This window comes from uncultured Nocardioides sp., assembly GCF_902805925.1.
In the GTDB taxonomy this organism is placed as follows: Bacteria; Actinomycetota; Actinomycetes; order Propionibacteriales; family Nocardioidaceae; genus Nocardioides.
This window is the reverse complement of sequence record NZ_CADCUP010000160.1, coordinates 1-23,911: the sequence shown is the minus strand read 5'-3', so window position 1 is coordinate 23,911 and position 23,911 is coordinate 1. Positions and strand designations below refer to the sequence as shown.

At 71.0% G+C, this 23,911-nt stretch carries 24 protein-coding genes and 1 pseudogene; 13 read left to right on the top strand and 12 right to left on the bottom strand.

What is annotated here, in order from left to right; all coding sequences use genetic code 11:
• The first annotated feature begins 461 nt into the window (after positions 1–461).
• The 3 genes from rplJ to QZX64_RS11625 all read left to right on the top strand — a co-directional run bounded on the left by rplJ (position 462) and on the right by QZX64_RS11625 (position 2,611).
• Entirely contained in the window at positions 462–1,142 is a 681-nt protein-coding gene (rplJ, locus tag QZX64_RS11635) for a 50S ribosomal protein L10 (RefSeq protein ID WP_295659920.1), read from the top strand.
• Between the two features lie 87 nt (positions 1,143–1,229).
• On the top strand, positions 1,230–1,622 hold the full coding sequence (gene rplL / locus QZX64_RS11630; RefSeq protein WP_295659918.1) for a 50S ribosomal protein L7/L12: 393 nt from the start codon (positions 1,230–1,232) through the stop codon (positions 1,620–1,622).
• A gap of 149 nt (positions 1,623–1,771) precedes the next feature.
• On the top strand, positions 1,772–2,611 hold the full coding sequence (locus QZX64_RS11625) for a methylenetetrahydrofolate reductase (RefSeq protein WP_295659915.1): 840 nt from the start codon (positions 1,772–1,774) through the stop codon (positions 2,609–2,611).
• A gap of 4 nt (positions 2,612–2,615) precedes the next feature.
• Here the strand turns inward: QZX64_RS11625 and QZX64_RS11620 are convergent, their stop codons facing one another.
• From QZX64_RS11620 to QZX64_RS11600, 5 genes are read right to left on the bottom strand one after another with little or no spacing between them, the layout of a single operon-like run.
• Positions 2,616–3,257 carry a DUF1638 domain-containing protein gene (locus QZX64_RS11620; protein WP_295659912.1) on the bottom strand — a complete coding sequence of 214 codons (642 nt, stop codon included), beginning with the start codon at positions 3,255–3,257 and terminating at the stop codon, positions 2,616–2,618.
• On the bottom strand, positions 3,196–5,166 hold the full coding sequence (locus QZX64_RS11615; RefSeq protein WP_295659910.1) for an ASKHA domain-containing protein: 1,971 nt from the start codon (positions 5,164–5,166) through the stop codon (positions 3,196–3,198). The genes QZX64_RS11620 and QZX64_RS11615 overlap by 62 nt, the downstream gene beginning before the upstream one ends.
• Positions 5,163–6,050 (bottom strand): dihydropteroate synthase, encoded by an 888-nt coding sequence (locus QZX64_RS11610; RefSeq protein WP_295659906.1) that lies wholly within the window; start codon positions 6,048–6,050, stop codon positions 5,163–5,165. Before QZX64_RS11610 ends, QZX64_RS11615 begins: the two co-directional genes overlap by 4 nt.
• Entirely contained in the window at positions 6,050–6,715 is a 666-nt protein-coding gene (locus QZX64_RS11605) for a corrinoid protein (RefSeq protein WP_295659902.1), read from the bottom strand. Before QZX64_RS11605 ends, QZX64_RS11610 begins: the two co-directional genes overlap by 1 nt.
• Positions 6,712–7,503 (bottom strand): IclR family transcriptional regulator, encoded by a 792-nt coding sequence (locus tag QZX64_RS11600; protein WP_295659898.1) that lies wholly within the window; start codon positions 7,501–7,503, stop codon positions 6,712–6,714. Before QZX64_RS11600 ends, QZX64_RS11605 begins: the two co-directional genes overlap by 4 nt.
• 130 nt (positions 7,504–7,633) lie before the next feature.
• On the opposite strand from QZX64_RS11600, the gene QZX64_RS11595 reads away from it, so the two are divergent.
• The 3 genes from QZX64_RS11595 to QZX64_RS11585 all read left to right on the top strand — a co-directional run bounded on the left by QZX64_RS11595 (position 7,634) and on the right by QZX64_RS11585 (position 10,485).
• Positions 7,634–9,073 (top strand): trimethylamine methyltransferase family protein, encoded by a 1,440-nt coding sequence (locus QZX64_RS11595; protein ID WP_295659895.1) that lies wholly within the window; start codon positions 7,634–7,636, stop codon positions 9,071–9,073.
• A 122-nt stretch (positions 9,074–9,195) separates the two neighbouring features.
• Complete coding sequence (locus QZX64_RS11590) at positions 9,196–9,915, top strand: DUF222 domain-containing protein (protein ID WP_295659892.1); 720 nt, start codon at positions 9,196–9,198, stop codon at positions 9,913–9,915.
• A 333-nt stretch (positions 9,916–10,248) separates the two neighbouring features.
• Complete coding sequence (locus QZX64_RS11585) at positions 10,249–10,485, top strand: hypothetical protein (protein ID WP_295659890.1); 237 nt, start codon at positions 10,249–10,251, stop codon at positions 10,483–10,485.
• Between the two features lie 578 nt (positions 10,486–11,063).
• Here QZX64_RS11585 and QZX64_RS11580 read toward each other — a convergent pair.
• Positions 11,064–12,692, bottom strand: coding sequence for a serine/threonine-protein kinase (locus tag QZX64_RS11580; protein ID WP_295659888.1), 1,629 nt, complete (start codon positions 12,690–12,692; stop codon positions 11,064–11,066).
• A gap of 175 nt (positions 12,693–12,867) precedes the next feature.
• Between QZX64_RS11580 and QZX64_RS11575 the strand changes: the two are divergent.
• Positions 12,868–13,995: pseudogene (locus QZX64_RS11575) on the top strand (IS256 family transposase).
• A gap of 320 nt (positions 13,996–14,315) precedes the next feature.
• On the opposite strand, the gene QZX64_RS11570 reads toward QZX64_RS11575, so the two are convergent.
• The 4 genes from QZX64_RS11570 to QZX64_RS11555 all read right to left on the bottom strand — a co-directional run bounded on the left by QZX64_RS11570 (position 14,316) and on the right by QZX64_RS11555 (position 17,914).
• Positions 14,316–14,687: a YkvA family protein gene (locus tag QZX64_RS11570; protein WP_295659886.1), complete on the bottom strand. Its 372-nt coding sequence runs from the start codon at positions 14,685–14,687 to the stop codon at positions 14,316–14,318.
• A gap of 368 nt (positions 14,688–15,055) precedes the next feature.
• Entirely contained in the window at positions 15,056–15,838 is a 783-nt protein-coding gene (locus QZX64_RS11565) for an SRPBCC family protein (protein ID WP_295659883.1), read from the bottom strand.
• Positions 15,839–15,971: 133 nt separating this feature from the next.
• Complete coding sequence (locus QZX64_RS11560) at positions 15,972–16,133, bottom strand: hypothetical protein (protein ID WP_295659880.1); 162 nt, start codon at positions 16,131–16,133, stop codon at positions 15,972–15,974.
• Entirely contained in the window at positions 16,130–17,914 is a 1,785-nt protein-coding gene (locus QZX64_RS11555; protein ID WP_295659877.1) for a thiamine pyrophosphate-requiring protein, read from the bottom strand. Before QZX64_RS11555 ends, QZX64_RS11560 begins: the two co-directional genes overlap by 4 nt.
• 194 nt (positions 17,915–18,108) lie before the next feature.
• Between QZX64_RS11555 and QZX64_RS11550 the strand changes: the two genes are divergently transcribed.
• A complete protein-coding gene (locus QZX64_RS11550) occupies positions 18,109–18,600 on the top strand; it encodes a GNAT family N-acetyltransferase (RefSeq protein ID WP_295659875.1) in 492 nt (163 codons plus the stop codon).
• A gap of 104 nt (positions 18,601–18,704) precedes the next feature.
• Here the strand turns inward: QZX64_RS11550 and QZX64_RS11545 are convergent, their stop codons facing one another.
• Positions 18,705–19,373, bottom strand: a complete 669-nt coding sequence (locus QZX64_RS11545) for a hypothetical protein (RefSeq protein WP_295659873.1) — start codon at positions 19,371–19,373, stop codon at positions 18,705–18,707.
• 10 nt (positions 19,374–19,383) lie between these two features.
• Between QZX64_RS11545 and QZX64_RS11540 the strand changes: the two genes are divergently transcribed.
• Both QZX64_RS11540 and heR read left to right on the top strand, forming a co-directional pair.
• Entirely contained in the window at positions 19,384–19,539 is a 156-nt protein-coding gene (locus QZX64_RS11540) for a hypothetical protein (RefSeq protein WP_295659871.1), read from the top strand.
• Complete coding sequence (heR, locus tag QZX64_RS11535; protein WP_295659868.1) at positions 19,536–20,333, top strand: heliorhodopsin HeR; 798 nt, start codon at positions 19,536–19,538, stop codon at positions 20,331–20,333. The genes QZX64_RS11540 and heR overlap by 4 nt, the downstream gene beginning before the upstream one ends.
• A gap of 263 nt (positions 20,334–20,596) precedes the next feature.
• Here heR and QZX64_RS11530 read toward each other — a convergent pair whose 3' ends face one another.
• Positions 20,597–21,250 (bottom strand): cyclopropane-fatty-acyl-phospholipid synthase family protein, encoded by a 654-nt coding sequence (locus QZX64_RS11530; RefSeq protein WP_295659865.1) that lies wholly within the window; start codon positions 21,248–21,250, stop codon positions 20,597–20,599.
• 106 nt (positions 21,251–21,356) lie between these two features.
• On the opposite strand from QZX64_RS11530, the gene QZX64_RS11525 reads away from it, so the two are divergent.
• From QZX64_RS11525 to QZX64_RS11515, 3 genes are all read left to right on the top strand, one after another.
• Complete coding sequence (locus tag QZX64_RS11525; RefSeq protein ID WP_295659863.1) at positions 21,357–22,478, top strand: radical SAM protein; 1,122 nt, start codon at positions 21,357–21,359, stop codon at positions 22,476–22,478.
• On the top strand, positions 22,471–23,406 hold the full coding sequence (locus tag QZX64_RS11520) for a hypothetical protein (protein ID WP_295659860.1): 936 nt from the start codon (positions 22,471–22,473) through the stop codon (positions 23,404–23,406). Before QZX64_RS11525 ends, QZX64_RS11520 begins: the two co-directional genes overlap by 8 nt.
• The coding region (locus tag QZX64_RS11515; RefSeq protein ID WP_295659857.1) for a PhnD/SsuA/transferrin family substrate-binding protein at positions 23,403–23,911 on the top strand (509 nt) is incomplete at its 3' end. The genes QZX64_RS11520 and QZX64_RS11515, both read left to right, overlap by 4 nt.

The following is a 23,911-nucleotide window of genomic DNA, read 5'->3' as shown; positions in this document are numbered from 1 at the left end:
CGCACTCGAGCTGCTTGTGGAACTCCACCTCGCCGCCGGTGCGGCCGGCGCGGTTCCTCTCGACCGTGACGACCGACCAGGCCTTGAAGTGATCGCCGTTGTCGGCGCCGTACACGAGGTGGTGGCGGGCGACCATGTCGGCCCTGTTGCTCGGGATCAGCACGACATCGGCCTCGCCGGTCGGAGGCCGAGATCGCCACCACGGGGCAGGGTCGCGCGCGGCCGAACGCCCGGATTTGGCCGCCCCGGCGCCACGGCGTAGTCTTCTGCGAAGAAACCAGAGACCGCCGGTAGTCAGACTGTGCATGCAGCCCGACCGAAGGTTCCGCGAGAGCGGACGGCCCGCGCAGGTGAGAGCAAGACAGCAGCTCCGGCTGCGACGTCCACGCCTCGAGCCTGTGCTCGGGGCGTTCGTGCTTCCCGGCCCCGTCGCGGTGGTCTCCCCGTCCGGAAGGAGACCCATGGCGCGGCCAGACAAGACTGCTGCCGTCGCGGAGATCGTTGAGTCGTTCAACGGTTCCGCCGGTGCTGTGCTGACCGAGTACCGCGGTCTCACCGTGAAGCAGCTGCAGGAACTGCGGCGCTCCCTCGGCGAGAACGCCAGCTACGCCGTGGTCAAGAACACGCTCGCCAAGATCGCCGCCAAGGACGCGGGGATCGACGGCTTCGACGACCTGCTCAACGGCCCCACCGCCATCGCCTTCATCTCGGGCGACGTCGTCGAGGCTGCCAAGGGTCTGCGTGACTTCGCCAAGGCAAACCCCGCCCTGATCATCAAGGGTGGAGTCCTGGAGGGCAACGCGCTGGACGCGGCAGAGGTGGCCAAGCTGGCCGACCTCGAGTCGCGCGAGGTGCTGCTGGGCATGCTCGCGGGCGCCATGCTCGCCTCGCTGTCCCAGGCCGTCCACCTCCTCAACGCCCCGCTCGCGCAGGCTGCCCGGCTCGCCGGCGCCCTGCAGGCCAAGGCTGAGGAAGACCCCTCGATCCTCGCAGGTGGTGCCGGCACGCCGGCCGCTCCCGCTGCCGAGGAGGCCCCGGCCGCCGACGAGGCCGCTCCCGCCGAGGAGGCTGCTCCGTCCGAGGACGCCGCCGCCCCCGCTGCGGAGGCGACCGACGAGGCAGCCGAGACCACCGACGCCTGACCCTCACCGGTCATCCGTCGTACCACCACCTGAATCCCGGCCGGACCGCGACCGCGGCCCGGCCACCGAATGGAAGGAAACGCCCTCATGGCGAAGCTCAGCACTGACGAGCTCCTCGACGCGTTCAAGGAGATGACCCTCATCGAGCTCTCCGAGTTCGTGAAGCAGTTCGAGGACACCTTCGGCGTGACCGCCGCCGCTCCCGTCGCCGTGGCCGCCGCCCCGGCCGCCGGCGGCGCCGCCGGTGGTGCCGAGGCCGCTGCCGAGCAGGACGAGTTCGACGTCGTCCTCGAGGCCGCTGGTGACAAGAAGATCAACGTCATCAAGGAGGTCCGCGCGCTGACCTCCCTCGGTCTGAAGGAGGCCAAGGACCTCGTGGAGGCCGCCCCCAAGGCGATCCTCGAGCGGGTCGACAAGGCTGCGGCCGACAAGGCGAAGGACGCCCTCGAGGCGGCCGGCGCCAGCGTCACCGTCAAGTGACGTACTGAACCACCGGTCCTCACCGACCACGCCGCAGGGCGGCCACCCCACCGGGTGGCCGCCCTGACGGCGTTCCGGGCCCTGTACCCGAGCCGGGAGAGCCGGTAGGGTGGGCAGGGCCTGATGCGCATCACGAAACGAGTTGCCCCATGCGCAACACCCGACACGCCGCGACCCTCACCCGGCTGGTGACCAACGCCCGCTACGAGGTGCTGCCCACCGCCTCCATCGAGGACAAGGTGCTCGAGCATCTGCCCCGGGACCGGGAGGTCACCGTCACCGCCTCGCCCGGCAAGGGGCTCGAGGCCACGCTCGACCTGGCCGAGCGCCTGGCCGGGCACGGCTACGTCGTGGTGCCGCACCTGGCGGCACGGATGGTCAGCGGCCGCTCCGAGCTGGCCGAGATCGCCGAGCGCCTCACGGGCAAGGGCATCACCCGCGTCTTCGTGCCCGGGGGGGACGCCGAGCCGGCCGGCGACTACCTGGACGCCCTCGGGCTGCTCGTGGACCTCGCCACCCTGGGCAGCCCCTTCGCCCACGTCGGCATCACCGGCTACCCGGAGTCGCACCCCACGATCGCCGACGACCTGACCATCCAGTCGATGTGGGACAAGCGCCGCTACGCCACCCACGTGGTCAGCAACCTGACCTTCGACCCCGCCGCCATCGGCAGCTGGCTGCACCGGCTGCGGGCCCGCGGCGTCACCACGCCGCTGCTGCTCGGCATCCCCGGCCCCGTCGAGCGCGCCAAGCTGCTCGGCATGGCCACCAAGATCGGGGTCGGGGAGTCGACCAAGTTCCTGGCCAAGAACAAGGGGCTGTTCGCCCGCCTGGCCGCGCCCGGTGGCTTCACCGGCGAGCGCTTCCTCGAGAGGTGCGCCCCGGCGCTCGCCCAGCCCGGCGCCCTCGTCGAGGGGCTGCACGTCTTCACCTTCAACCAGGTCGCCGAGACCGAGGCCTGGCGCACCGACCTGCTGCGCCGGCTGTGAGGCGCTACGCCACCAGGACGGCCAGGGCCTCCTCGAGACCGTGGTGCCCGGTCTCGACGACCGTGAGGGGGAGACCTATCCGGTCGGCGGCGTCCCTAGCCAGTGCGCGCAGCTCGTCGTCGGGCTCCTGGGCCAGCCACACCACCCGCGTGTAGTGGGCGAAGTAGGCGTCGCGCAGCTCGGGGTGGCGGTCCAGGCCCAGCTCGCGGACCACCGTGCGGGAGAACGAGCGCACCAGGAAGTCGGTCAGCAGGTAGGTGCCGGGCTGCTCGGAGAAGAAGCTCTCCACCCGCGAGGCGCCGGCGTACAGGTCGTAGCAGTGCAGGCCCGGCAGCCGCTCCAGCCCCAGGTCGCGGCACACCTCGTCGAGGGCGCCGTACGTGCCGCAGTCGGCGTACCCCACGACCAGCCGGGAGTACGACGGCCGCAATCGCCCGGCGAGCGCGCGCACCTGGTCCGCGATGAGCTGCGGCTGGTTGTGGAGCAGGGGCGGAAGCGGGTGGACGTCGACCGGCCAGCCGCGCCGCGCGACGACGGCGGCGACCGGCTGGGCAATGGCACCGCACGCGATGACGGCGGTGCGACTAGAAGGAGAGCTGCTCGACGAAGGCGTCGTTGAAGTCGGGGCGGTCGGAGAGCTCGACATAGGTCACCTCCTCCAGCAGCGCCCGGGCGCCGGCCCGCTCGCGCACCGACAGCAGCGCCATCTTCGCCCCCTCGCCCGCGACGTTGCCCGCGGCCACGATCCGCAGGACCGGCAGCTTGGGCACCAGCCCGATGCGGATCGCCGAGGCGGGGGAGAGGTAGCTGCCGAAGGAGCCGGCGAGGAGCACCTGCTGGACGTCGCGGTGCTCGAGGCCCAGCTGGTCCAGGAGCAGGCTCCAGCCGGTCGAGATGGCGGCCTTGGCGAACTGGAGCTCGCGGACGTCGCGCTGGGAGAGGTAGACGCACTCGGCGGGCTCCGCCTCCGGGGTGGGCCGGTGGAGCAGGAAGACCCGCTCCTCGCCGATCCGCGCCAGCCGGTCGGCGAGCGCGGGGGCGATCTCCTTGGCGTGCTCGTCGGGCACCAGACGGCCCGTGCCGTCGAGCAGCCCCACCCGCACCAGCTCGGCCACCGCGTCGACCAGGCCCGAGCCGCACAGGCCGCGCGCCTCCACGTCGCCGATGACCCCGAGGGTGACCGCCGGGTCGTCGCCGAGGGCGTGCGGGTCGACCGTGACCACCTCGATGGCGCCGTCGGCGGCCCGCATGCCGCACCGGATCGCCCCGCCCTCGAAGGCGGGACCGGCCGGGGCCGCGGTCGAGAGGATGGTGTCGCCGTCGCTCAGCACGATCTCGCAGTTGGTGCCCACGTCGATGAAGAGGCGGGTGCGCTTGTCGCGGTCCATGCCGGTGGCGAGCATGCCGGCGACGATGTCGCCGCCGACGTACGCGCCCAGTGCGGGGAAGAAGAAGGCGCGGGCCCGCGGGTGGAGGGTCAGGCCGATGTCGGAGGCGAGGACGGCCGGCGGCTGCGCGGTCGACATGATGAACGGCGCGACCCCCAGCGGCTCGGGGTCGATGCCGAGCACCAGCGCGGTCATGGTGGCGTTGCCGGCGACCGCCACCTCGTAGACCTGGGCCGGGTCGACGCCGCCCTCGCGGCAGACCTGGGCGGCCAGCCGGGCCAGGGTGGCACCCGCCGCCTCCTGGAGGCGGCCCAGGGTGTCCTTGTCCATCATCGTGGCGCTGATGCGGGTGATGACGTCGCCGCCGAACGGCTGCTGCGCGTTCAGCACGGACGCGACCGCGAGCGGGGTGCCGGTGCCGACGTCGAGCAGCGTGCCGACCACCGTGGTCGTGCCGAGGTCGAAGGCGATGGCGTAGCGGGCGCCGGTGGTGTCGCCGGGCTCGACGTCGACGAGGTCCTCGTCGACGACCACCGCGGTGACCTTGAAGTCGGCCTCGCGGAGCACGGTGGAGAGCCGGCGCAGGACGTGGAGGTCGGCGCGGAGCTCGAGGTCGTCGATGGCGTCGGTCAGCCTGGCCAGGTCGGTGCGCTGGTCGGCGAGGGTGGCCTCCTCGAGCTCGACGTACCGCTTCTGGACGGCGGGCCGCAGGATCACCTGGCGGCCGATGCCGACGGTGGCCGCCTTCGGCCGGGTCGTCAGGGGCGGGACCTCCACGGCGAGGTCGCGGGTGGCGTGCACCAGGCAGCCGAGCCGCCAGCCCTCGGCGATCTGGGCGCTGGTGAAGGTGCGCACGTCGTGCCGCGTGATGGGCACGACGCCGCCCTCGACGCGGACCCGGCACTTGTGGCAGGTGCCGTGGCCTCCGCAAGTGGAGTCGACGGCGATGCCGTTCCACGACGCGGCGTCGAAGACCGTGACTCCCGGGGGCACCCGGACCCCGCGCTGGGTAGGCGCGACCGCCGTGCCGTCCTCGCCCTTGGCGTGCACGGTGAAGGTCAGGTCGACGCGACCGGTGCCGTCGTGGCTGGGCGGCTCAGCCCCCGGCGGCTCGATCAGGCCCTCGCGGGCGACGTCGGCGAGGGAGAAGTCGGGCCCGTCGGTCACGTGACGGCTGCCGCTTCCCGCGCCTGCCGCGCCCGGTGGGCCGCGATCCAGCTGCCGCCCCACTCGTCGTGCCCCAGCAGCAGGTCGGCGGCCTTGACCGCCTCGACGATCTGCGGCGTGCGCGTGTCCATGATCGCGGAGGTGAGGCCGGCGGTCATCGCCATCGGCAGGAACGCCGCACCGATCGTGTGGCGCCCCGGCATGCCGAAGGAGACGTTGGACGCCCCGCAGGTCATGTTGACCCCGAACTCCTCGCGGATCCGCCGCATGGTCTCCAGGGTGGTGTTGACGACCTCCTGGTCGGCGCCGATCGGCATGGCGAGCGGGTCGATGACGATGTCGGCGGCGGCGATGCCGTACTCGGTGGTGGCGACCTCGATGATCTTGCGGGTCAGCACGATGCGCTTCTCGACCTCCATCGGGATCTCGTCGGAGTCGTTGGGCAGCGCGATGACCGCGGCGTCGTACCTCTTGACCAGCGGCAGGATCTGCTCCATCCGCTCGTCCTCGGCGGTGATGGAGTTGACCAGGGCCCGGCCCTGGTAGGCCGCCAGGCCCGCCTCGAGCGCCTCGACGACCGAGGAGTCGATGCAGATGGGCTTGTCGGTGAGCTCCTGGACCATGGTGATGGCCCGCGCGAGCAGGTCGGCCTCGTCGGTCAGCGGCACGCCCATGTTGATGTCGAGCACGTCGGCGCCGCCCTCGACCTGCGCCTTGACGTCGCGCTCGATCGCGGAGAGGTCGCCGGCGCGCAGCTGCTCCTGGAAGATGCGGCGACCGGTCGGGTTGATGCGCTCGCCGATCAGGCAGAAGCGCGTGTCGTGGCCGATGACCACCTGCTGGGTGGCCGAGCGGAGGATCGTCTCGAGGCGCGGGGCCGTCATCAGGCCGGGACCTTCGCGCGCTTCTCGTTCAGCAGCGCCTTGGCCCGCTTGACCGTCTGCGAGGCATCGGCGGCGTACCCGTCGGCGCCCACCGCGTCGGCGTACTCCTGGGTGACGGGGGCCCCGCCGACCATCACGATCACGGAGTCCCGGATGCCGGCCTTGTCGAGGGCGTTCAGGTTGGCCTTGAACATCGGCATCGTCGTGGTGAGGAAGGCGGAGAAGCCCACGATGTCGGGCTGGTGCTCCTCGATCGCCGCCACGAACTTCTCCGGGGCGACCTGCACGCCGAGGTCGATGACCTCGAAGCCGGCGCCCTCGAGCATGATGTTGACCAGGTTCTTGCCGATGTCGTGGACGTCGCCCTTGACGGTCCCCATCAGGAACTTGCCCACCGTCTGGACGCCCGTCTCGGCCAGCAGCGGTCGCAGCCGCTCCATCGCGCCGGCCATCGCACGGCCGGCGATCAGCATCTCCGGAACGAAGAAGTCGCCCCGCTCGAACCGCGCGCCGACCTCCTCGAGGGAGGGGATGAGCGCGTCGAAGAGCAGGGTCTGCGGCTCCATGTCGAGGCCCAGCCCGTCGTTGGTCAGCTCGAGCACGCGCGGGGCGTTGCCGACCAGGGTCTCGTCGTAGAGGCCTTGCAGGATCTCCTCCGGGGTCATGCGACCACCCCCTCCTTCTGTGTGTCAGCGCGTGCCGGACCGCTCAGCAGGGTGGAGAGCTGGGCGGCGTGGTCGAGCAGGTGGCGGCCGACGTCGTCGAGCCGCCCCTCCAGTCGTGGGGTGGGGCCGGAGATGCCGAGGGCGGCCACCACCTCGCCGCGCGTCCCGAACAGGGGTACGGCGACGCCGGTCAGGCCGAGCTCGAGCTCGTCGGCGGTCTGGGCCCAGCCGTGCTCGCGGATGCGGGCACCCTCACGGCGCAGCACGGCCGGGTCGGCGATGGTGGCCGGCGTCGCCTGCTCCAGCGGGCCGTCAGGCACCGGGAGCGCGCCCCAGGCCAGGAACACCTTGCCGAGCGCCGAGCAGTGGGCCGGGACGTCGATCTCGGTCCAGTCGCGGGTGCCGAGGAGGTAGCGGGAGTCGACCTGGGCGACCTGCACCACCCGCTCGCCGCGGGCGACGCTGAGGTGCACCGTCTCGCCGGTGTCGTCGCCGATCCGGTCCATGGTCGGTCGGGCGAGCCGCACCAGCTCGTCCCAAGGGTCGTGCCGCGCGGCGTACAGCCAGAAGAGGCGGCCCGCCACGTAGGAGCCGGCGGCGTCGCGCTCCAGCAGGCCCGAGCGCTCGAGGGCGGTGAGCATCCGCGACGTCGTCGACTTGGCCAGCCCGCTGGCGTCCTGGAGCTCGGCGAAGGTCATCGGCTCGTCGGCGTGCACGACGGTGGCCACCAGGTCGGCCGCGCGGTCGACCGCACGGGTGCCGCTCGCCGATCCTGCCGCGTCGCTCACGGCGACTCCTTCCAGTGGGTGCCCGCGGGGGCTTCCCTTGAGTTCCATGATGTGGAACCTTGGTTCCACATCATGAGGTTAAGAGCCGTCGGGCGTCGCGGTCAAGCGGCCCGCCGAGACAGGAGGACCCGTGTTCCGCAACGCGATGCCGCGCTACGAGGTGCTCTCCGAGGACGCGATGGCGACCCTCGACAAGGGGTGGCGCCGGCTGATGACCGAGATCGGCGTCGAGTTCATGGACGACCGGGCCCTCGAGCTCTTCCGGCGCGCCGGGCAGCGGGTGGAGGACAACACCGTCTTCCTCGATCCCGACTTCGTGCTCGAGCAGGTGGCCAAGGCGCCGCGCGAGTTCGACGTCCAGGCGCGCAACCCGGCGAACTCGATCCACATCGGGGGCGACTCGATGGCCTTCGGCGCGGTCTACGGCCCGCCGTTCGTCCGCGAGGGCGAGGTGCGCCGTGACGCCACGATGGAGGACTACCGCAGCTTCACCAAGCTGGCGCAGTCGTTCCCGGTGCTCGACTCGGCGGGCGGCGTCATCTGCGAGCCGAACGACACCCCGCTCGACAGCCGCCACCTCGACATGACCTACGCGCTGCAGACGCTCACCGACAAGGTCTACATGGGCAACGTCGTCTCGGGCGTGAACGCCGCCGACACCCTGGCCATGTCCTCGATCCTCTTCGGCTCGCGCGAGGCCATCGAGGCGACGCCCTCGACGATCTCGCTGATCAACTGCAACTCGCCGCTGCGCTGGGACGACCGCATGCTCGAGGCGCAGTTCGAGTACTCCACCGCCGGCCAGCCGGTCGTGCTGACGCCGTTCATCCTGATGGGCGCGATGTCGCCGGTGACGATCCCGGCCGCCCTGGTGCAGCAGATCGTCGAGGCGCTCTCGGGCATCGCGCTGTCGCAGCTGATCCGCCCCGGCACGCCGGTGATCTTCGGGTCGTTCCTCTCCAACATCGACATGCAGTCCGGCTCGCCCACCTTCGGCACCCCGGAGTCCGGCATCGGGCTGCTGTGCACCGGCCAGATCGCCCGGCACTTCGGGCTGCCGTTCCGCACCGGCGGCGGCCTGACCTCCTCGCAGGTCGCCGACGCGCAGGCCGGCTACGAGGCGCTGATGACGATGATGCCGACCTTCCTCGCCGGCGCGAACTGGGTGATGCACTCCGCCGGCTGGCTCGAGGGCGGCCTGGTCGCGGGCTACGAGAAGTTCATCGTGGACGTCGAGCTGCTCCAGATGATGCAGGCGGAGTTCACGCCGATGGAGATCGACGAGGACTCGATGGCGTTCGGCGCCCACGAGGAGGTCGGCCACGGCGGCCACTTCCTGGGCGCCATGCACACCATGGAGCGCTTCCGCACCTGCTTCTACCGCCCCATGCTCTCCTCCTCCGACAACTACGAGCGGTGGATGCGCAACGGCGGCAAGGACGCCAACGACCGCGCCGCCGAGATCTACCGCAAGAAGCTCACCGAGTACGAGCAGCCGCCGCTCGACGACGCGATCCGCCTCGAGCTCGAGGAGTACGTCGTCCGCCGGCGCGCCGAGCTGGGCGACTGAGTTCCGTCTTGCTGCGCGCCGTGACTGAGCGGGAAAGTCAGGTCCACGGCCTGGCCTGATGAGCTGCGGAGAGCCCTTGTTCCACGCCTGAGACTGTCGGTGGCCGATGGCTGCATGGACCCATGAGCAGCAGCACCGACACCCTCGATCGGCGGCACCCGATCGCCGTCGCCGCCGCTCGCGCGGACGAGCAGCTCGACGTCGTCGTCGATGCTGCGGCCCGCGTGCACGAGCTCGAGCTGCGGGTGGCCGTGCAGGCCGCCACCCGGGCGGTGGGGGAGGAGACCGGTGCCCGGTCGACGGCGACGTGGTGGGCCCACCAGAGCCGGATGTCCCAGCCGGAGGCCATCCGCACGATGGCGCTGGCCCGCGCCCTCGGAGCCGGTCACGAGCCGGTCCGTGCCGCGCTCGGCGCCGGCGACCTGTTGCCGGACCAGGCGCGGGCGGTCGTCGAGTCCGTCGACGCCCTTCCCGATGGCGTCGAGCCCGCGGTCGTGGCCGAGGCCGAGCGGTTCTGCTCACCGAGGCGAAGGCCCACGACGCCACCGCCCTGCGCCGCCTCGGCAGGCGACTGCTCGAGGTGGTCGACCCTGCCACCGCCGACCGCCACGAGTCGGAGGTCCTCGGGCAGTTCACCATCCCGACCCCCACGGCCGCCATGCTCAAGAAGGGCGCTGCTCGCCTTCGCAGCGCCCAAGCACCGGGCCTCGGTCGACGGCCGGGCCCCCGTGCCCGGCCGCCCCTCACGCCAGCGGCTGGGGCAGGCACTCTGCGAGCTCATCGAGACCTGCACCGCCGACCGGCTGCCCAGACCGGCGGAGCCAACACGACCGTCGTGGTGACCATGACGCTCGACTCCCTCCGTGGGGGCCTGAGGGCCGCCTGCTCGACACCGGTGAGCGGCTCAGCGCCGCGCCCCCCGTCGGCTGGCCTGCCGCGACGGACTCCTCCGCTGCCGACGCCACCCCCACCCTGCCTACGCCAAGACCGAGGTCCGGGGCCGCGCGGTCGCGTTCCTTCGGCGGAGGTAGGCCGGGGGTCGGGCGGCGGTATGGCGCGCCCGTTCGGCCGGGACTCGCTCCAGCTCGTCCCGTGGCTGCCTTGGGTGTGCAGGCAGGGCTCGACTGGGCCCAGCCGGCGTAGTCAGGCACTCCTCGGTGCGCCACAGTGGTCGGGTGATCACCGTCCTTCTGCGCTACGACCATCATGTCGACCACACCTTCTTGGAAGCAACGCACTACCGCGACGACGACAACGTCCTCACGGTGTACGTCGGCGACCAAGAGGCCGCGCGCTTCCCGGCTGGCTCCTGGGACGGCGTCTACCGGCATGAAGGCACCCGCGTGCGTGAGAAGGACGGACGAGACCGACCTGCTCAACGGCTCGAGGTCCGAGTCACGGCTGCGGACTGACGCCGAGGACGTCTCGTGGGTTGAATCGCACCCCTGCTTCGGCGGCGGAGAGACGCCCGCGTCAGCCTTGCGTCACAGGTGAACCGGCGTCCTACTCATGGGGCATGTCAATCTGTCGTCCGATCGTGCAGCAGTCCCAAGCTACTGAAGTAGGAGGCTGCTCGAGCGAGGGGCATCCACGCTCGTTCCAGTGGGAGGACTACTACAACTACGATCGCCCTCACGGCGCACTCGACGGGCAAACACCGTACGAACGCCTCCGCCAGGAAGCCCAAGACCCACTGTCATAGGCGTCCGTCAGTCACACATCTAGTCGCGGGGAGGGCGTGGAAGGACTTCATCCGGCGCGGCCGCCGACGCGCTTGCCGTGGTTGACGAGCAAAGGCGGCGGATGGCAGCGGCACGACATGTCGCGGCGTCGCCCCTGCAGCTCCCTGGTCATGGCAGCGGCCCTTGCCGGGTGCGGCGGAGGGGAGGCTGCTCCCAGCGAGCAGGTCCCCGTGCTGGGCAAGCAGCTGGAGAAGGTCGACGACGCCGTGGAGGCGGTAGCGGCGACGGCGACGAAGAGCCCGGCTGACCTACCCGTCGCGCCCCTGGGTGCCATTGCCTTCCCCGCCGTTTCCACCGCCCTCGTTGCCGTTGCCTCCACCCTCGTTCCCGTTGCCCCCGCCCTCGTTCCCGTTGCCTCCGCCCTCGTTGCCGTTGCCCCTGCCCTCGTTGCCGTTGCCTTCGCCCTCGTTGCCCCCGCCTTCGTTACCGTCACCTTCGCCTTCGGGCTGCTTTCCGGCGTAGGAGACGACGACAGGCTCCTCCAGCGGCACGGCTCCGGTCGGCTGGAGGGCGGTGACCAGCCCTTCACCGACGTCGCCAGGGTTGGCGACCTCCTCCTCGGTGACCGTGAGGCCGAGTGCCTGTAGCTCCTTGGTGACGTCCTTGTGGTCGCGGCCGAGGTAGGCGTCCGGGTCGACCTGTGCGGTGGCCGGCTCTGGCGGTGACGACTCCTGCGTGGGTGTCTGCGTGGGCGTTTGCGTGGCGTTCTGGCTGGGGGCGTCTTGTGGCTCGACTGGGTCTGCGGGGTCTGCGGGGTTCTCACCGCGGGTGGCGAGCCACACGATCAGGACCATCGCCACGGCCGCTGCGACCACCCCGGCCAACAACCATCGGGGCAGGCCGCCGCCGTGTGCGCTGGCGGGGGCAGCGGTCGCCGACGACGGAGGACGGATCGAAGTGGTGCCCGCAGGCGCACCAGTGGGCAACACCCGCGTGGTCGTGCTCCCGGTCGCCGCGGCGGGAACAGCGAGGGTGGCGTCGGCGCGGGGGCCCGCGAGCGCGTGGGCGAAGGCTTTGCCGTTCGGGTAGCGGTCCTGGGGGTCCTTGGCCAGCGCACGTCGTACAACCTCACGAGTGTGGGCCGGCACCGTGTCGGGCAGCTCTGGCACGGGTTGGTGGAGGTGAGCGAGCGCGGTGGCCACCGGGGTGTCGGCGACGTACGGCCTGTGTCCGGTGAGGCATTCGTATGCCACAACACCCAGTGAGTAGACGTCTGATGCTGGGGTGGCGTCATCGCCACGAGCCTGCTCGGGTGCGATGTAGGCCGGTGTCCCGAGAACCTGGCCGACCTCGGTGAGCGCAAGGCCGTCCGTGGCACGGGCGATGCCGAAGTCGGTGACCTTGATGTGCCGGTCGGCCGTGACGAGGAGGTTGGCGGGCTTGACGTCACGGTGGACGATACCGGCCTCGTGGGCGAAGCCGAGCGCCAGCGCAGCTTGGGTGAGGAGGCTGCGCGCGACGTCAGCGTCGAGCGGCTGACCGGAGGCAAGGACCGTGGACAGCGGTTCGCCCTTGACGAGTTCCATGACGAGGTAGGGCCGTTGGGCGTCAGATCCGTCACCCGGTCGCGCTTCCCCGTAGTCGAACACGGCTGCGATGCCGGGGTGGTGCAGGGCTCCAGCGTTGCGTGCCTCGGTGACGAACCGCGCCCGGAACACCGAGTCATCAGCGAGCTCCGTCCTCAACACCTTCGCCGCGACTGGGCGCTCCAGCACGGTGTCACGCGCAGCCCACACCTCGCCCATGCCGCCTGTGGCGATGCGCCTCTCCAGGACGTACCGGCCGGCGTCGTCGACGTGTCCACCCGGCTGGAGGCGGTTGAGGAACCAGTCGTGCGAAGCCGGCGCACCGGCGGGCGACGGGGTGCTGTCGCTCATCCGTGCAGGTTAGCAATGGGCCCGCACAGACCGAGCCCCACCCGCAGGGTCGACGCCAGCGTAGGCGTCCCGTGGAGTGCGGGGTTTGGAGTGACTAAGCGGCTCCGAGCGGATAGGGGCCATCGGCGAGATCTTTGGTGTGTACGGCCAAGCACTCACCGAAGGGAACCCACCGATGGCCTTGTCCCAGTCTGCCGTGTCCGAGCTCCTCGACGCAGTCCGCATCGGCGACGATGTCGACTCCATCCGCGAATCGGTCCGGATGGTCATGCAAGAGTTGATCGAAGCCGAGGCGACCGAGAAGATCGGCGCCGCCAAGTAGGAGCGCACCGATACCCGGGTCACCGAGCGCAACGGTGCCCGGAACCGGTTGCTGGCCACCCAGGTCGGCGACGTCGAGTTGTGGATCCCCAAGCTGCGGAAGGGGTCGTACCTCCCGGTCATCCTCGAACCCCGCCGGATCGACCAAGCGCAGTATGCGGTGGTGATGGAGGCCTACGTCTGCGGCGTCTCCACCCGCTCCGTCGACGACCTGGTCGCCGCCCTCGGCGTCGACTACGTCTACCTAGACGCCACCCACCTCCACGTCCGCAGCCAAGCCTCCCAGGTGGTGTCGATGGCCGTGGTCGTGGCCACCGGGATGAACGCCGACGGCGGCCGCGAGGTCCTCGGCCTCGACGTCGGCGACTCCGAGGACGAGGTGTTCTGGCGGGCGTTCCTCACCGACTTGAAGAAGCGCGGACTCGGTGGGGTGCGGCTGGTGATCTCCGACCAGCACGCCGGCCTCGTCGCCGCGCTCAAACGCTCCTGTCAGGGCCCCGCGCATCAACGGTGCCGGGTGCACTTCGCCCGCAACCTGCTGGCCCTGGTGCGCACGTCCCACACCGACATGGTCGCCGCGGTGTTCCGCACCATCTTTCCCAACCCGACGCCGGGACCGTGGCGGCGACCTGGGACGAGGTCCGGGACCAGCTGGCCAAGTCCTTCCCGAAGATCGGGCCGCTGATGGACCAGGCTAAGGCCGAGGTGCTGGCCTTCACCGCGTTCCCACGAGCGCACTGGTCGAAGACCTGGTCCACGAACCCGTTGGAGCGGGTGAACAAGGAGATCAAAACGTCGAGCTCGGGCAGTCGGCATCTTTCCCAACGACGCCGCCGTGATCCGGCTCGTCGGCGCGGTGCTCGCCGACATGCACGACGAATGGCAATCAGGCGACCGCCGCTACCTTTCCGAAGGCTCCATGGCGCTGCTCAAGCCCAACGGCGATGCTGGCACCATCGCCGCGCTAGACAGCGGCGAGTAGGCACCGAGGATCACCTTTCAGAGCCCACCACCCAGCGGGGGCACTGCCCCTGACACCGGCAGACTGCACTCTCCCTTTGCAATGTTGGCGGGCGAGACTCAGCCCCACGCTCTGAGCGCGAAAGTGCACACTGCCTATGTTGGTTCGCAGCCGCCCTGCGGTGGTGTGCGGCGAAGGCGGGGAGGGGAGCCCGATGCAACCGGTATCGAACCCAGCACGGCTCCATCGTGACCGCGGAGCACCGACGCACTTTCAAGTCTTGACAGTCATAAGGCGGCGCTATGACGCGCCAGGCGACCGCCTGCAACGAACGCAATTGATCAGGTCTCCGTCGATGCCGTTTCGCCGCCGTCGAGATCGTCGGGCAGATATGGCGTGAGTTCGCTGCTTGCGACCCCGAAGACCCAGGCCAGTAGCACCACATCATCGATGTACCCGCCCGCGTGGAAGTCCGGGACGAGGTCGACTGGGGTCACCAGGTAGTGAAGGCTCGCAATGAGCAGTCGCTCGCGAGCAGCGACGGCTGCCGTCTGTGCTAGACCTTCTCGCAGTTCCGCCAATTCGGGCATGTTGTCAGTCGGGGCAGTGGCAGTGTGCAAGTGGTTCGCGCGATCGTGCAGGAAGCGGACAGCCGCGACGACCCGGTCCGCTACCACCGCAAGCGGCGCGTTCGTGTGGTCCAGGCTTTCCACCAGAGCAGCTAAGGCACGCAACTCATCCGGGTGCTCGGCGATAGCGGCTGACTGCTCGCGCGAGTGAAGGAACGCTGGGCTTCGCAACACTTTGGTGACTGTGGACGTGCGTGTCCGAAACAGTGGCTTCCCAGTTTGGTCTGTCATCGCGGCTTCCCGCCTACCCAACCTCAAACACTCATCGGTGGTGGCACTATGCCAGACCGAGCCGATGTCAGTAGGAGTGCAAGCGGCATCCCACAGCCGCCCATTCGACCTCCTGCGGCAGGACCCGGTTGTAGCCGAGTTGGAACCGAGTCCCAGTCGCGGCGGAAAAGACGCGGTGTTCCAATTGCGGCAGGTGGGACACGACTACCCTCGTTGAGAACTCAGCTGAGGTCGCGAGTGTTGTCGCCCCTCAGGCCAGGAGCGGAGTCGTCGAGCGTAGTGGTGTCGTCCACCACAGCGGCATCCGTGGTCGCCGGGAGGCCGCCGTCCTCAACGACGACGACATCGACCTCGTCGGGCTCCGGCGGCGGGCTGACAGGCTCGACCGTCCCGGTCTCCGACCCTTCGGCCGTGCCGCTCCTCTTGGCCGCCACCGCTGCGGCTCCGGCCACGGCGGCCACCCCGGCGGCTGCGGCCTTGGCGGAGATGCCAGCCTTTCCGCGGTCGCCTTCCGAGGAGCCGGCTGCCTCAACATTGGGAGTCCCAGCCTGTCCCTCGACCTCGCCCCGCCAAGCGCCCGTCTCGTGGCTTCGCGACTCGATGAAGGTCTTGAACTTCTCGAGGTCGGACTTCGCCTGTCGCTCGACGATGTTGAGCGCGTCACCCGCCTTCTCCACCAGGCCCTCCGGCTCGTACTCGAGGTCGAGTGTGACCAGCGTCCGACCGGCGCCGTTCGGCGCGAAGGTCACTGCGCCGGCATTCGTGGCTCCCTCGCTGGCAGCCCAGGCAACCTTCTCGTCCTGGCGTTGCTCGAGGATCTCGGCGTACCACTCGCGCTTGACCCCGGCGATCTCAGCGACCCAGTGGAGCCGCCGGTCGTTGAGCTGCTCGACCTTCTGGACGCCACCCATGAACTGGGGGAACTCCTCGAACTGGGTCCACTGGTTGTACGCCATGGTCACCGGTACGTCGACGGTGATGCTCTTCTGCACCTTCGTGGTCATGTCTCCTCCTGGTGCGGCGCCTGATACACCGCTTCGACGGAGTCTTCCCGGTACCCGCCCATGAGGAATCGATCCGCCCTCGCCACGTGGGCGAGCCACTCGCGACCTTCTAGGACACCGACGCTCAGCGACCTCAGCTCTTGTTCCCCGGCTCGTTGCGCCGCGCTTCGAACCTCTTGTGCCCGTTCGGGCACTCCGGGATCTTCTGCCCCTTCGTGGCGTGGACCTTCTCGTCGCACGACGCGCAGTAGAAGTCGCCCGTCTTCTGAGCCTTCTCCCCTGCCTTGGCGGTCATGACTCCTCCTGGTCGGCTTGCTCGTCGAGCAGCGCGCGGGCGTGCGCACTGTCGTCCTCCTGCTCCAGTCCTCGCCGGAAGCTGTCGAGCTTCTGCTTGCCGCCGGGAAACGGCGGGAGCAGGGGGACGTCGGGGTCCACGATCGCTTCCAGCACCACCGGCCGGTCCGCAGCCAACGCCCGGTCCCAGGCGGCGTCGACGTCGTCGGGGCGGTTGATCCTGATCCCGTCGAGGCCCAGCAGCTCGGCGTACTCGGCATAGGGAAAGGCGGGCAGTGTCTGGCTCGCGTCGAAACGCGGGTCGCCCTCGGTCTCGCGCTGCTCCCACGTCACCTCGGCCAGGTCCTGGTTGTGCAGCACCAGGACGACGAACCGCGGGTCGGCCCAGTCGTGCCAGCGGTGAGCGACGGTGACGAGCTCGGCGATGCCGTTCATCTGCATGGCGCCGTCGCCGACGAGGGCCACGACCGGGCGGTCCGGGGTGTCGAGCTTGGCGGCGAGGCCGTACGGCAGGCCCGATCCCATCGAGGCCAGCGTCGAGGACAGGTGCGCCGGCACCCCGGGGGGAAGCGTGAGGTGGCGGGCATACCAGTACGTCACCGACCCCACGTCCACACTGACCCGCGCGTCGCCGGGCAGCCTCGGTGTCAGGGCGCGCACGACGCACTCGGGACTGAGCGGCTCGGCGGATGTGTCCGCCCGCTGCTGGGCGATGCCGTGCCACCGGGTCACCTGTTCCGCGACCTCGTCGGTCCAGGCTCGGTCACGGGCGTCGTCGAGGAGAGGCAGGAGTGCGGTCAGCGTCTCCCTCGCGTCGCCGACCAGGCCGACCTCGACCGGGTAGCGGTTGCCGAGGTGCCGGCCGTCGAGGTCGACCTGCACCGCTCTGGCCTGGCCCGGTGCGGGATAGAACTCCGTCCACGGATCATTGCTGCCGACGACCAGGAGGGTGTCGCACTGGTCCAGGAGCCATCCCGACGCCGTGGTCCCGAGGTGACCCATGACCCCGCAGCTCGTCGGCAGCGTCTCGTCCCACCACGGCTTGCCCAACAGGCTCGTGGTGACGCCTGCACCGAGCCGCTCGGCCACGGCTCGCACCTGGTCGCCGGCCTGGCGAGCCCCTTGTCCGACCAGCAGCGCGACCCGCTCGCCGGCGTTGAGCACGGCAGCAGCCTCGGCGAGGTCCTCGTCCGTGGGGACCACCCGGGGTGTCCGCCACTGCGGCACCGTCGGGACGACAGCATGGGCGTGCGGCAGCTCGTCGGGGGCCGGCGCGACCTGTACGTCGTGCGGCAGGATCACGACGCAGGGTGAGCGGGTGGCCAGCGCCGTACGGAAGGCCCGGTCCACCACCATGGCGGCCTGCTCCGGCGCCAGGACCGCCTGGACGTACTGCGCAGCCACGTCCTTGAAGAGGCTGCTGAGGTCGATCTCCTGCTGATACTCGGCGCCGAGCGCCGTCGTGGGCTGCTGGCCGACGATCGCGACGACCGGCTGGTGGTCGAGCTTGGCGTCGTAGAGGCCGTTGAGGAGGTGCACCGCGCCAGGGCCTTGGGTGCTGGTGAACACGCCGACTCCACCGGTGTACTTCGTGTGGCCGACCGCCATCAGCGCAGCGTTCTCCTCGTGACGAGCCTGCACGAACTCGGGGTCACCACCCGCCCGGCGCAGAGCCCCCATCAGGCCGTTGATCCCGTCGCCGGAGTAGCCGAACACCCGGTGGACGTCCCACGCGAGCAGGCGCTCGACGACCAGGTCGGCGACCAGGCGCTCTCGAGCCACGTCAGGCCGCCGGAGCGTGCGAGGGGACCGTGCGGAACGCGTGTGCTCTCGACCGCATCACAACGTCCAGGCGGACGTTTCCCGACCTGTGCCACACGACGGCTCTCATAGCTTCCTCCTACCCTGGGAACCCATCAAGTGCCCGCGTGCACGCCAGGTATGCGTTCCGCGGCCCCACCCGGATGATGGTGCACATGGACCCCATCCGCCCCGCCACGGCTCAGGACGAAGCCGCCGTGATGGAGCTCGCGCTGGTCAACGACATGTTCGGCCCTGACGAGCTCGAGGGCCTGAGGTCCGCCTTCCGGTCCGCGACGAGCGGTGAGGAGGACGGGCACCAGTGGCACGTCGTGGTGGACTCCGACGACCGGGTCACTGCTGCGGCGTACGTCGCACCCGAACCCTTCGCGGACCGGCTCTGGAACCTCTACTTCCTCGCGGTCTCCCCCGCCGCTCACGGCCGCGGCACCGCAAGCCGGCTGATCGGGTACGTCGAGCAGCTGCTGCGCGCTGCTGGCAGCGAGGCTGCCCGCGTGCTCATCGTGGAGACATCCAGCACCGAGCAGTACGCCGCTGCGCGGGCATTCTATCGAGCGCGTGGCTTCGACGAGGAGGCTCGCATCCGTGAGTACTACGGGCCTGGCGACCACAAGGTCGTCTACTGGAAGGCACTGACGGCAGGCTGACAGACGGCTGCCGACGTGCGCGCCCGGGCGACAGCGCGGTGGCTGGTCGCGGGTGTGCAGCTGATCGGTCGAGGCAGATCCGGCCTCCTCAAGGCTGGGCCACCTCACCAGCCGCCGGGGAACCGTGCCGACCCCGCGACCAGCAGGAAGGCCACCGCAACAGCGATGCCCGCGATCAGCAGCAGCTCGCGGCCGAGGTGTCGCAACGGCACCACGAGCAGCAGTCCGAGCCCGGCCAGCGCCACCAGTCCCGGCGACGCGAGGACCGGGAGCGGCGGCGGCACCAGGGTCGTCGCGACGCCCAGGGCCAGCCCGGACGCGACGGCACGGCGTACGGCGACGGGTCGGTCCCCCCGCGCGAGCCCCACCACGGTGACCGCGCCTCCGGTGGGCAGCTGGTCGGGGGCCAGCACCCGCAGGAGCAGGGTCGCCGTCGCGGGGTCGGTCACCACCACCACATCCCGGAACCGGTCGGGCAGGGCGTGGCGCCGGACCAGCTCGTCCAGCTGATGACCCCGGTCCGACCGCGGGTAGCTCACCGGGGCGAGCAACACCTCTACCCGCGGCGGCGCTGCGAGGCTGCGCACCACCCGCTCGGCGTCGGCCGTCGGAGCGGTGAGGACTATCGGGTCGCGGCTGAGGTCGCCACGGACGCCCCGCAGGGCGACCTCGTCGTCCGTGGTGCTGACCACGAAGATGCGCTGGTGACCGGGCACGGTCGCGACGATAGCCGGGGCGCTGAGCAGGACACCGACCAGGGAAGGTCGGCGCACGATCCGCTCCGTGAGCCTCGTGACGACCGACCAGCGTGACGATCCCTCGGCCACGCTCGCCGGCGCGATGAGTCGCGACGTGCAAGAGACCAGCCAGGGCGTCGACGCGCAACGGAGCTCGTCGAGCGCCCGGGCTGAGGGGCGCCTCGCCATACTGACCGGGTGACCGGCCACGAGCACTCGTCCCGCACCGCCCCACCCGCCGCGAGCGGGGTCGACGACGCGCGACTCGCGGGCCTGCGGCGCTGGAACCTCGGCCTGACCGTGCTTCACACGGCGCAGGCGGTCGCGGTGCTTGTCCTGGCGACCGACTTCGCCATCGACCTGTCCACGGCCTTCCCGGAGGGGCCGCCCGGCACCCGGATCCCGGCGCCGTCCACCGCCTTCTCCGTCCCCGTCGGCGCCGCCATCGCCGCGTTCCTGGCCCTGGCTGCGCTCGACCACGGGATGACGGCGACCGTGCTCCGCGGCCGCTACGAGAGCGACTTGAGGCGCGGGATCAACCGGTTCCGCTGGATCGAGTACTCCGTCAGTGCCACCATCATGGTCCTGCTCATCGCCTTCTACGCCGGCATCACCCAGCTCACCACCGCGATCGCGATCATCGGCGCCAACGTGGCGATGATCCTGTTCGGGTGGCTCCAGGAGGAGATGAACCCGCCCGGCCGCAGCTCGACCACCATGCTGCCCTTCTGGTTCGGCTGCGTCGCCGGCGCTGCTCCTTGGGCCGCCATCACCTTGAACATCGTCGGCGCCGAGACGATCCCGGGCTTCGTCTACGGGATCTTCTTCTCGCTGTTCGTGTTCTTCATGTCCTTCGCGCTCAACCAGTACCTGCAGTACCGCGAGGTCGGCCCGTGGCGCAGCTACGCGTTCGGCGAGAAGGCGTACCTGGTGCTCAGCCTCGGCGCGAAGTCCGCCTTGGCGTGGCAGGTCTTCGCCGGGTCCCTGGCGGGCTGATCGGGTCCGACCTGGGATGGATCCGGGCCTCGGGGGGAAGGCTCACCGACAACGAGCAGGAGGCAGTCATGGCGGGACTCACGAACATCGTCGGTCGGCTGATGGGGGCGCGGGGACGGGGCGGCCGCGGGGTCGGCGCCCCTCGCCGGCGGGCGGCAGGAGCCGGACACGGGACCGCGGGCGCGGCCGGCGGCGCGTCGGGCCGGAGGCTCCGGTCGTTGCTGCGCCGGACCCGCTGACCCGACGGGCGCTGTCCGGGCGGCTCAGCGCTGCGGTCCCCGCAGCAGCACCGCGGTGAACTGCTGGTTGGTGCCCCACGGTGTCAGGTGGTCCTCACCGGCGGTGTCGACCAGCGTGTAGCCGGGGAACTCCGCGGCGAGCTCCTCGTGGCTGTAGCGCACGATCGGCAGGCCGCTGCACGTGGTCGGGCCGTCCGGGCCGAAGGTGGCGATGACGAACCACCCACCGGGCCGCAGGTTCCGCTCGAGGGACGCCCGGTAGTCGTCGCGCTCGTCCGGCTCGGTCAGGAAGTGGAAGACCGCTCGGTCGTGCCACAGCGCGTACCGGCGCCCGGTGTCGAGGTCCAGCACGTCGGCCACCTGCAACGTCAGGGACCGCCCGACGTCACCCACCCGCTCGCGCACGGTGTCGAGCGCCGTCCGCGACAGGTCGACGGCCGTGACGTCGGTGTGACCGCGTGCCAGCAGGTGGTCGGCGAGCGTCGACCAGCCGGCGCCGACGTCGATGACCGGTTCGTCCGGCGCGACGTCGGTCGCGTCGACCAGGCCCAGGGAGAGCCCGGGGACCGACTGCCACCACGAGACCCCGTCAAGGTCCTTGCCGCCGTGGACGTCCTCCCAGAAGTCGCGTCGCGCGGCGGCATCCTCGGGCCGCCAGACCTGCTCGGGCCGGCTCATCCTCGCAACCTACGTCGAGGCGGCGACGGGCCCCACCGCTCGCGACGACCTGGACGCCCGGTCCCGTCCATCCCCGGCCTTGCGGCGAATACGTAGCGTGGCTCACATGAGGTCCTCCGACGCCGTCCTCACCACGGTGCTCCCCGAGCCGGGCCTGGACCACGTGCCGACCCCGGCGGGACCGGTCGAGCGGCTCGTCGACGGCGGTGACCTCGACTGCGGCAGCGGCCTGCTGCTGCTCATCACCCGCTCGATGCGTCGGCTGGGCGAGGGCGGTCACCTCGGCATCCGCAGCGCGGAGCCGAGCGTCACGGTGGACCTGCCGGAGTGGGCCGACCTGGTCGGCCACGACATCGTCGCGCGGCACGCGCAGTCGGAGTCCGGGCCGTGGTGGTTCGTCGTGGAGAAGGCAGGTGCGCAGACCAGCACCGTCTTCAGCACCGGATCACGCACCCCGGTCGGTCAGCGGCTGTGGGTCTACTCGAACTTCGACTGCAACCTGGCGTGTGACTACTGCTGCTCGCAGTCCTCGCCGAAGGCGCAGGCCCGCCGGTTCCCCGTCGAGACCGCCCGGCAGGCGTTCGAGGAGTTCGGCGCGATCGGGGGGCGGGAGGTCTTCATCACCGGGGGCGAGCCGTTCATGCACCCCGACCTGGGCGCGCTCGTCGAGGCCGCCGAGGGGCTCGAGCGCACCGTGCTCACCAACGCGATGATCCTCCAGCGGGGCCGCCGCCGGGAGGTGCTCGAGGCGCTCGACCGCTCGGTGACCCTCCAGGTCAGCCTGGACAGCGCCACGGCCGACCTCCACGACCGGCAGCGGGGAGCGGGCTCGTGGAGCAAGGCGCTGAGCGGCATCGAGCTGGCCGCCTCCCTCGGCTTCCGGGTGCGCATCGCCGCGACGCTGTACGACGAGGACCCGGCCGGTGTCCGGGACCTCCACCGGCGACTCGACAGCCTGCACATCGCCGCCGAGGACCGCGTCATCCGGCCGGTCGCGCAGGAGGGCTTCGCCGACCAGGGGATCCACGTCTCCCTCGGCAACCTCGAACCCGAGCCGACCCTGACCGTCGACGGGGCCTGGTGGCACCCGGTGGCGGTCACCAACCCGAACATGCGGATCGCCGACGCGCCGCTGCCGGTCAGCGAGGTCATCGGCGTCGTGCGCGACGCGGTCGCCGTCCAGGACGCCGCGACGGCAGCCGGGCGAGAAGTGTTCCGCTGTGCCTGACGCCGGTGGCACCGTCCGCTGGTTCCTCGCCCCCGACGCCGACCCCGTGCCGACGCGGCAGGGGGTCGGCATGGCCTTCGTCCGCGTCGTGGTGGGGCTCATGTGGCTCTACAACGTCGCGTGGAAGGTCCCACCCGACTTCGGCCGGGACTCCGGCAGCGGGCTCTGGAAGTTCACCTCCTACGCGGTCGAGCACCCCGTGCTCCCGCCGTACAGCTGGCTCGTCGAGCACCTGGCGCTGCCCACCCTGGGGGTGTTCGGGTGGCTGGTCCTCGCCGCCGAGACCGCGCTGGCGGTGCTGCTGCTCACCGGCACCTACGTCCGCGCGGCCGCGCTGCTCGGCATCGCCCAGTCGCTCGCGATCGGGCTCTCGGTGGCCTACGCGCCCGAGGAGTGGCCCTGGTCCTACTGGCTCATGATCGCCGCCCACGTGGCGCTGCTCGTCGGCTCCTCGGGACGCGTCCTCGCCGTGGACGCCGTGCGCGCGGGCGTCGCGCGAGCGGCCCGCCTGCAGCAGGTCTGGGGGGCGCTCGCCGTCGTCGTCGGCCTGTTCAGCGTGCTCGCCTCCGCCGGGGACCCGCTGGACCCGACCGGGCCGGGACTCCGCTCGACCGATCCCTCGCTCAGCCTCGGCACCTACAACCTGCTCGGTGGCGTGGTGCTCGTCGCGGTCGGCGTCGCCCTCCTGCTGGCGGCCCGGGGGATGCGTGCCGCCGCCCTGGCGGGCGGGGGCCTCGCCCTGGCCGCCGCGGTGCTGCTGCGGGCCCAGATCGGCTTCACCGACCCGTTGCTCGGAGGCAACGGCACCAGCGTCGCGGTCCTCCTCTGCTTGGCCGTCGTCGCGCTCAGCTCCACGAGGGCGCCGACGCGCGCCACCGATGCGGTCCCCGCCGAGCGCGGGTCCCTGGACGAAGGACGCACCCGATGACCCTCACCCGCCGCGGACTCCTCACCGCCTCCTCGGGGCTGCTGCTCCTCGCCGCCTGCGGCGACGACGACGAGCCGGCGGCAGCCTCCCGGGTCCTCAGGATCTCGGCGATCCCCGACCAGGACCCCGAGCTCCTCAACCGGCTCTACGGGCAGGTCGCCGAGAGGATGGCGGAGGACACCGGCCTGGAGGTCACCTACCGGCCGCTGACCGACTACACCGCCGTCGTCCGCGCCTTCGAGGTCGGGGACATCGACCTGGCCTGGATGGGAGGCCTGACCGGCGTCCAGGCGCGGAGCCGGGTGCCCGACGCCCAGGCCATCGCGCAGCGCGACATCGACGCCGACTTCCGCAGCCTCTTCATCGCCACCGAGGACGCGGGCATCGAGCCCTTCCGGGGCACCGACGGCCTGCGGGCGCTGGCCGGGCACACCCTCACCTTCGGCTCCGAGACCTCCACCTCCGGGCGTCTCATGCCCCAGTACTTCATGCAGCAGGCGGGTCC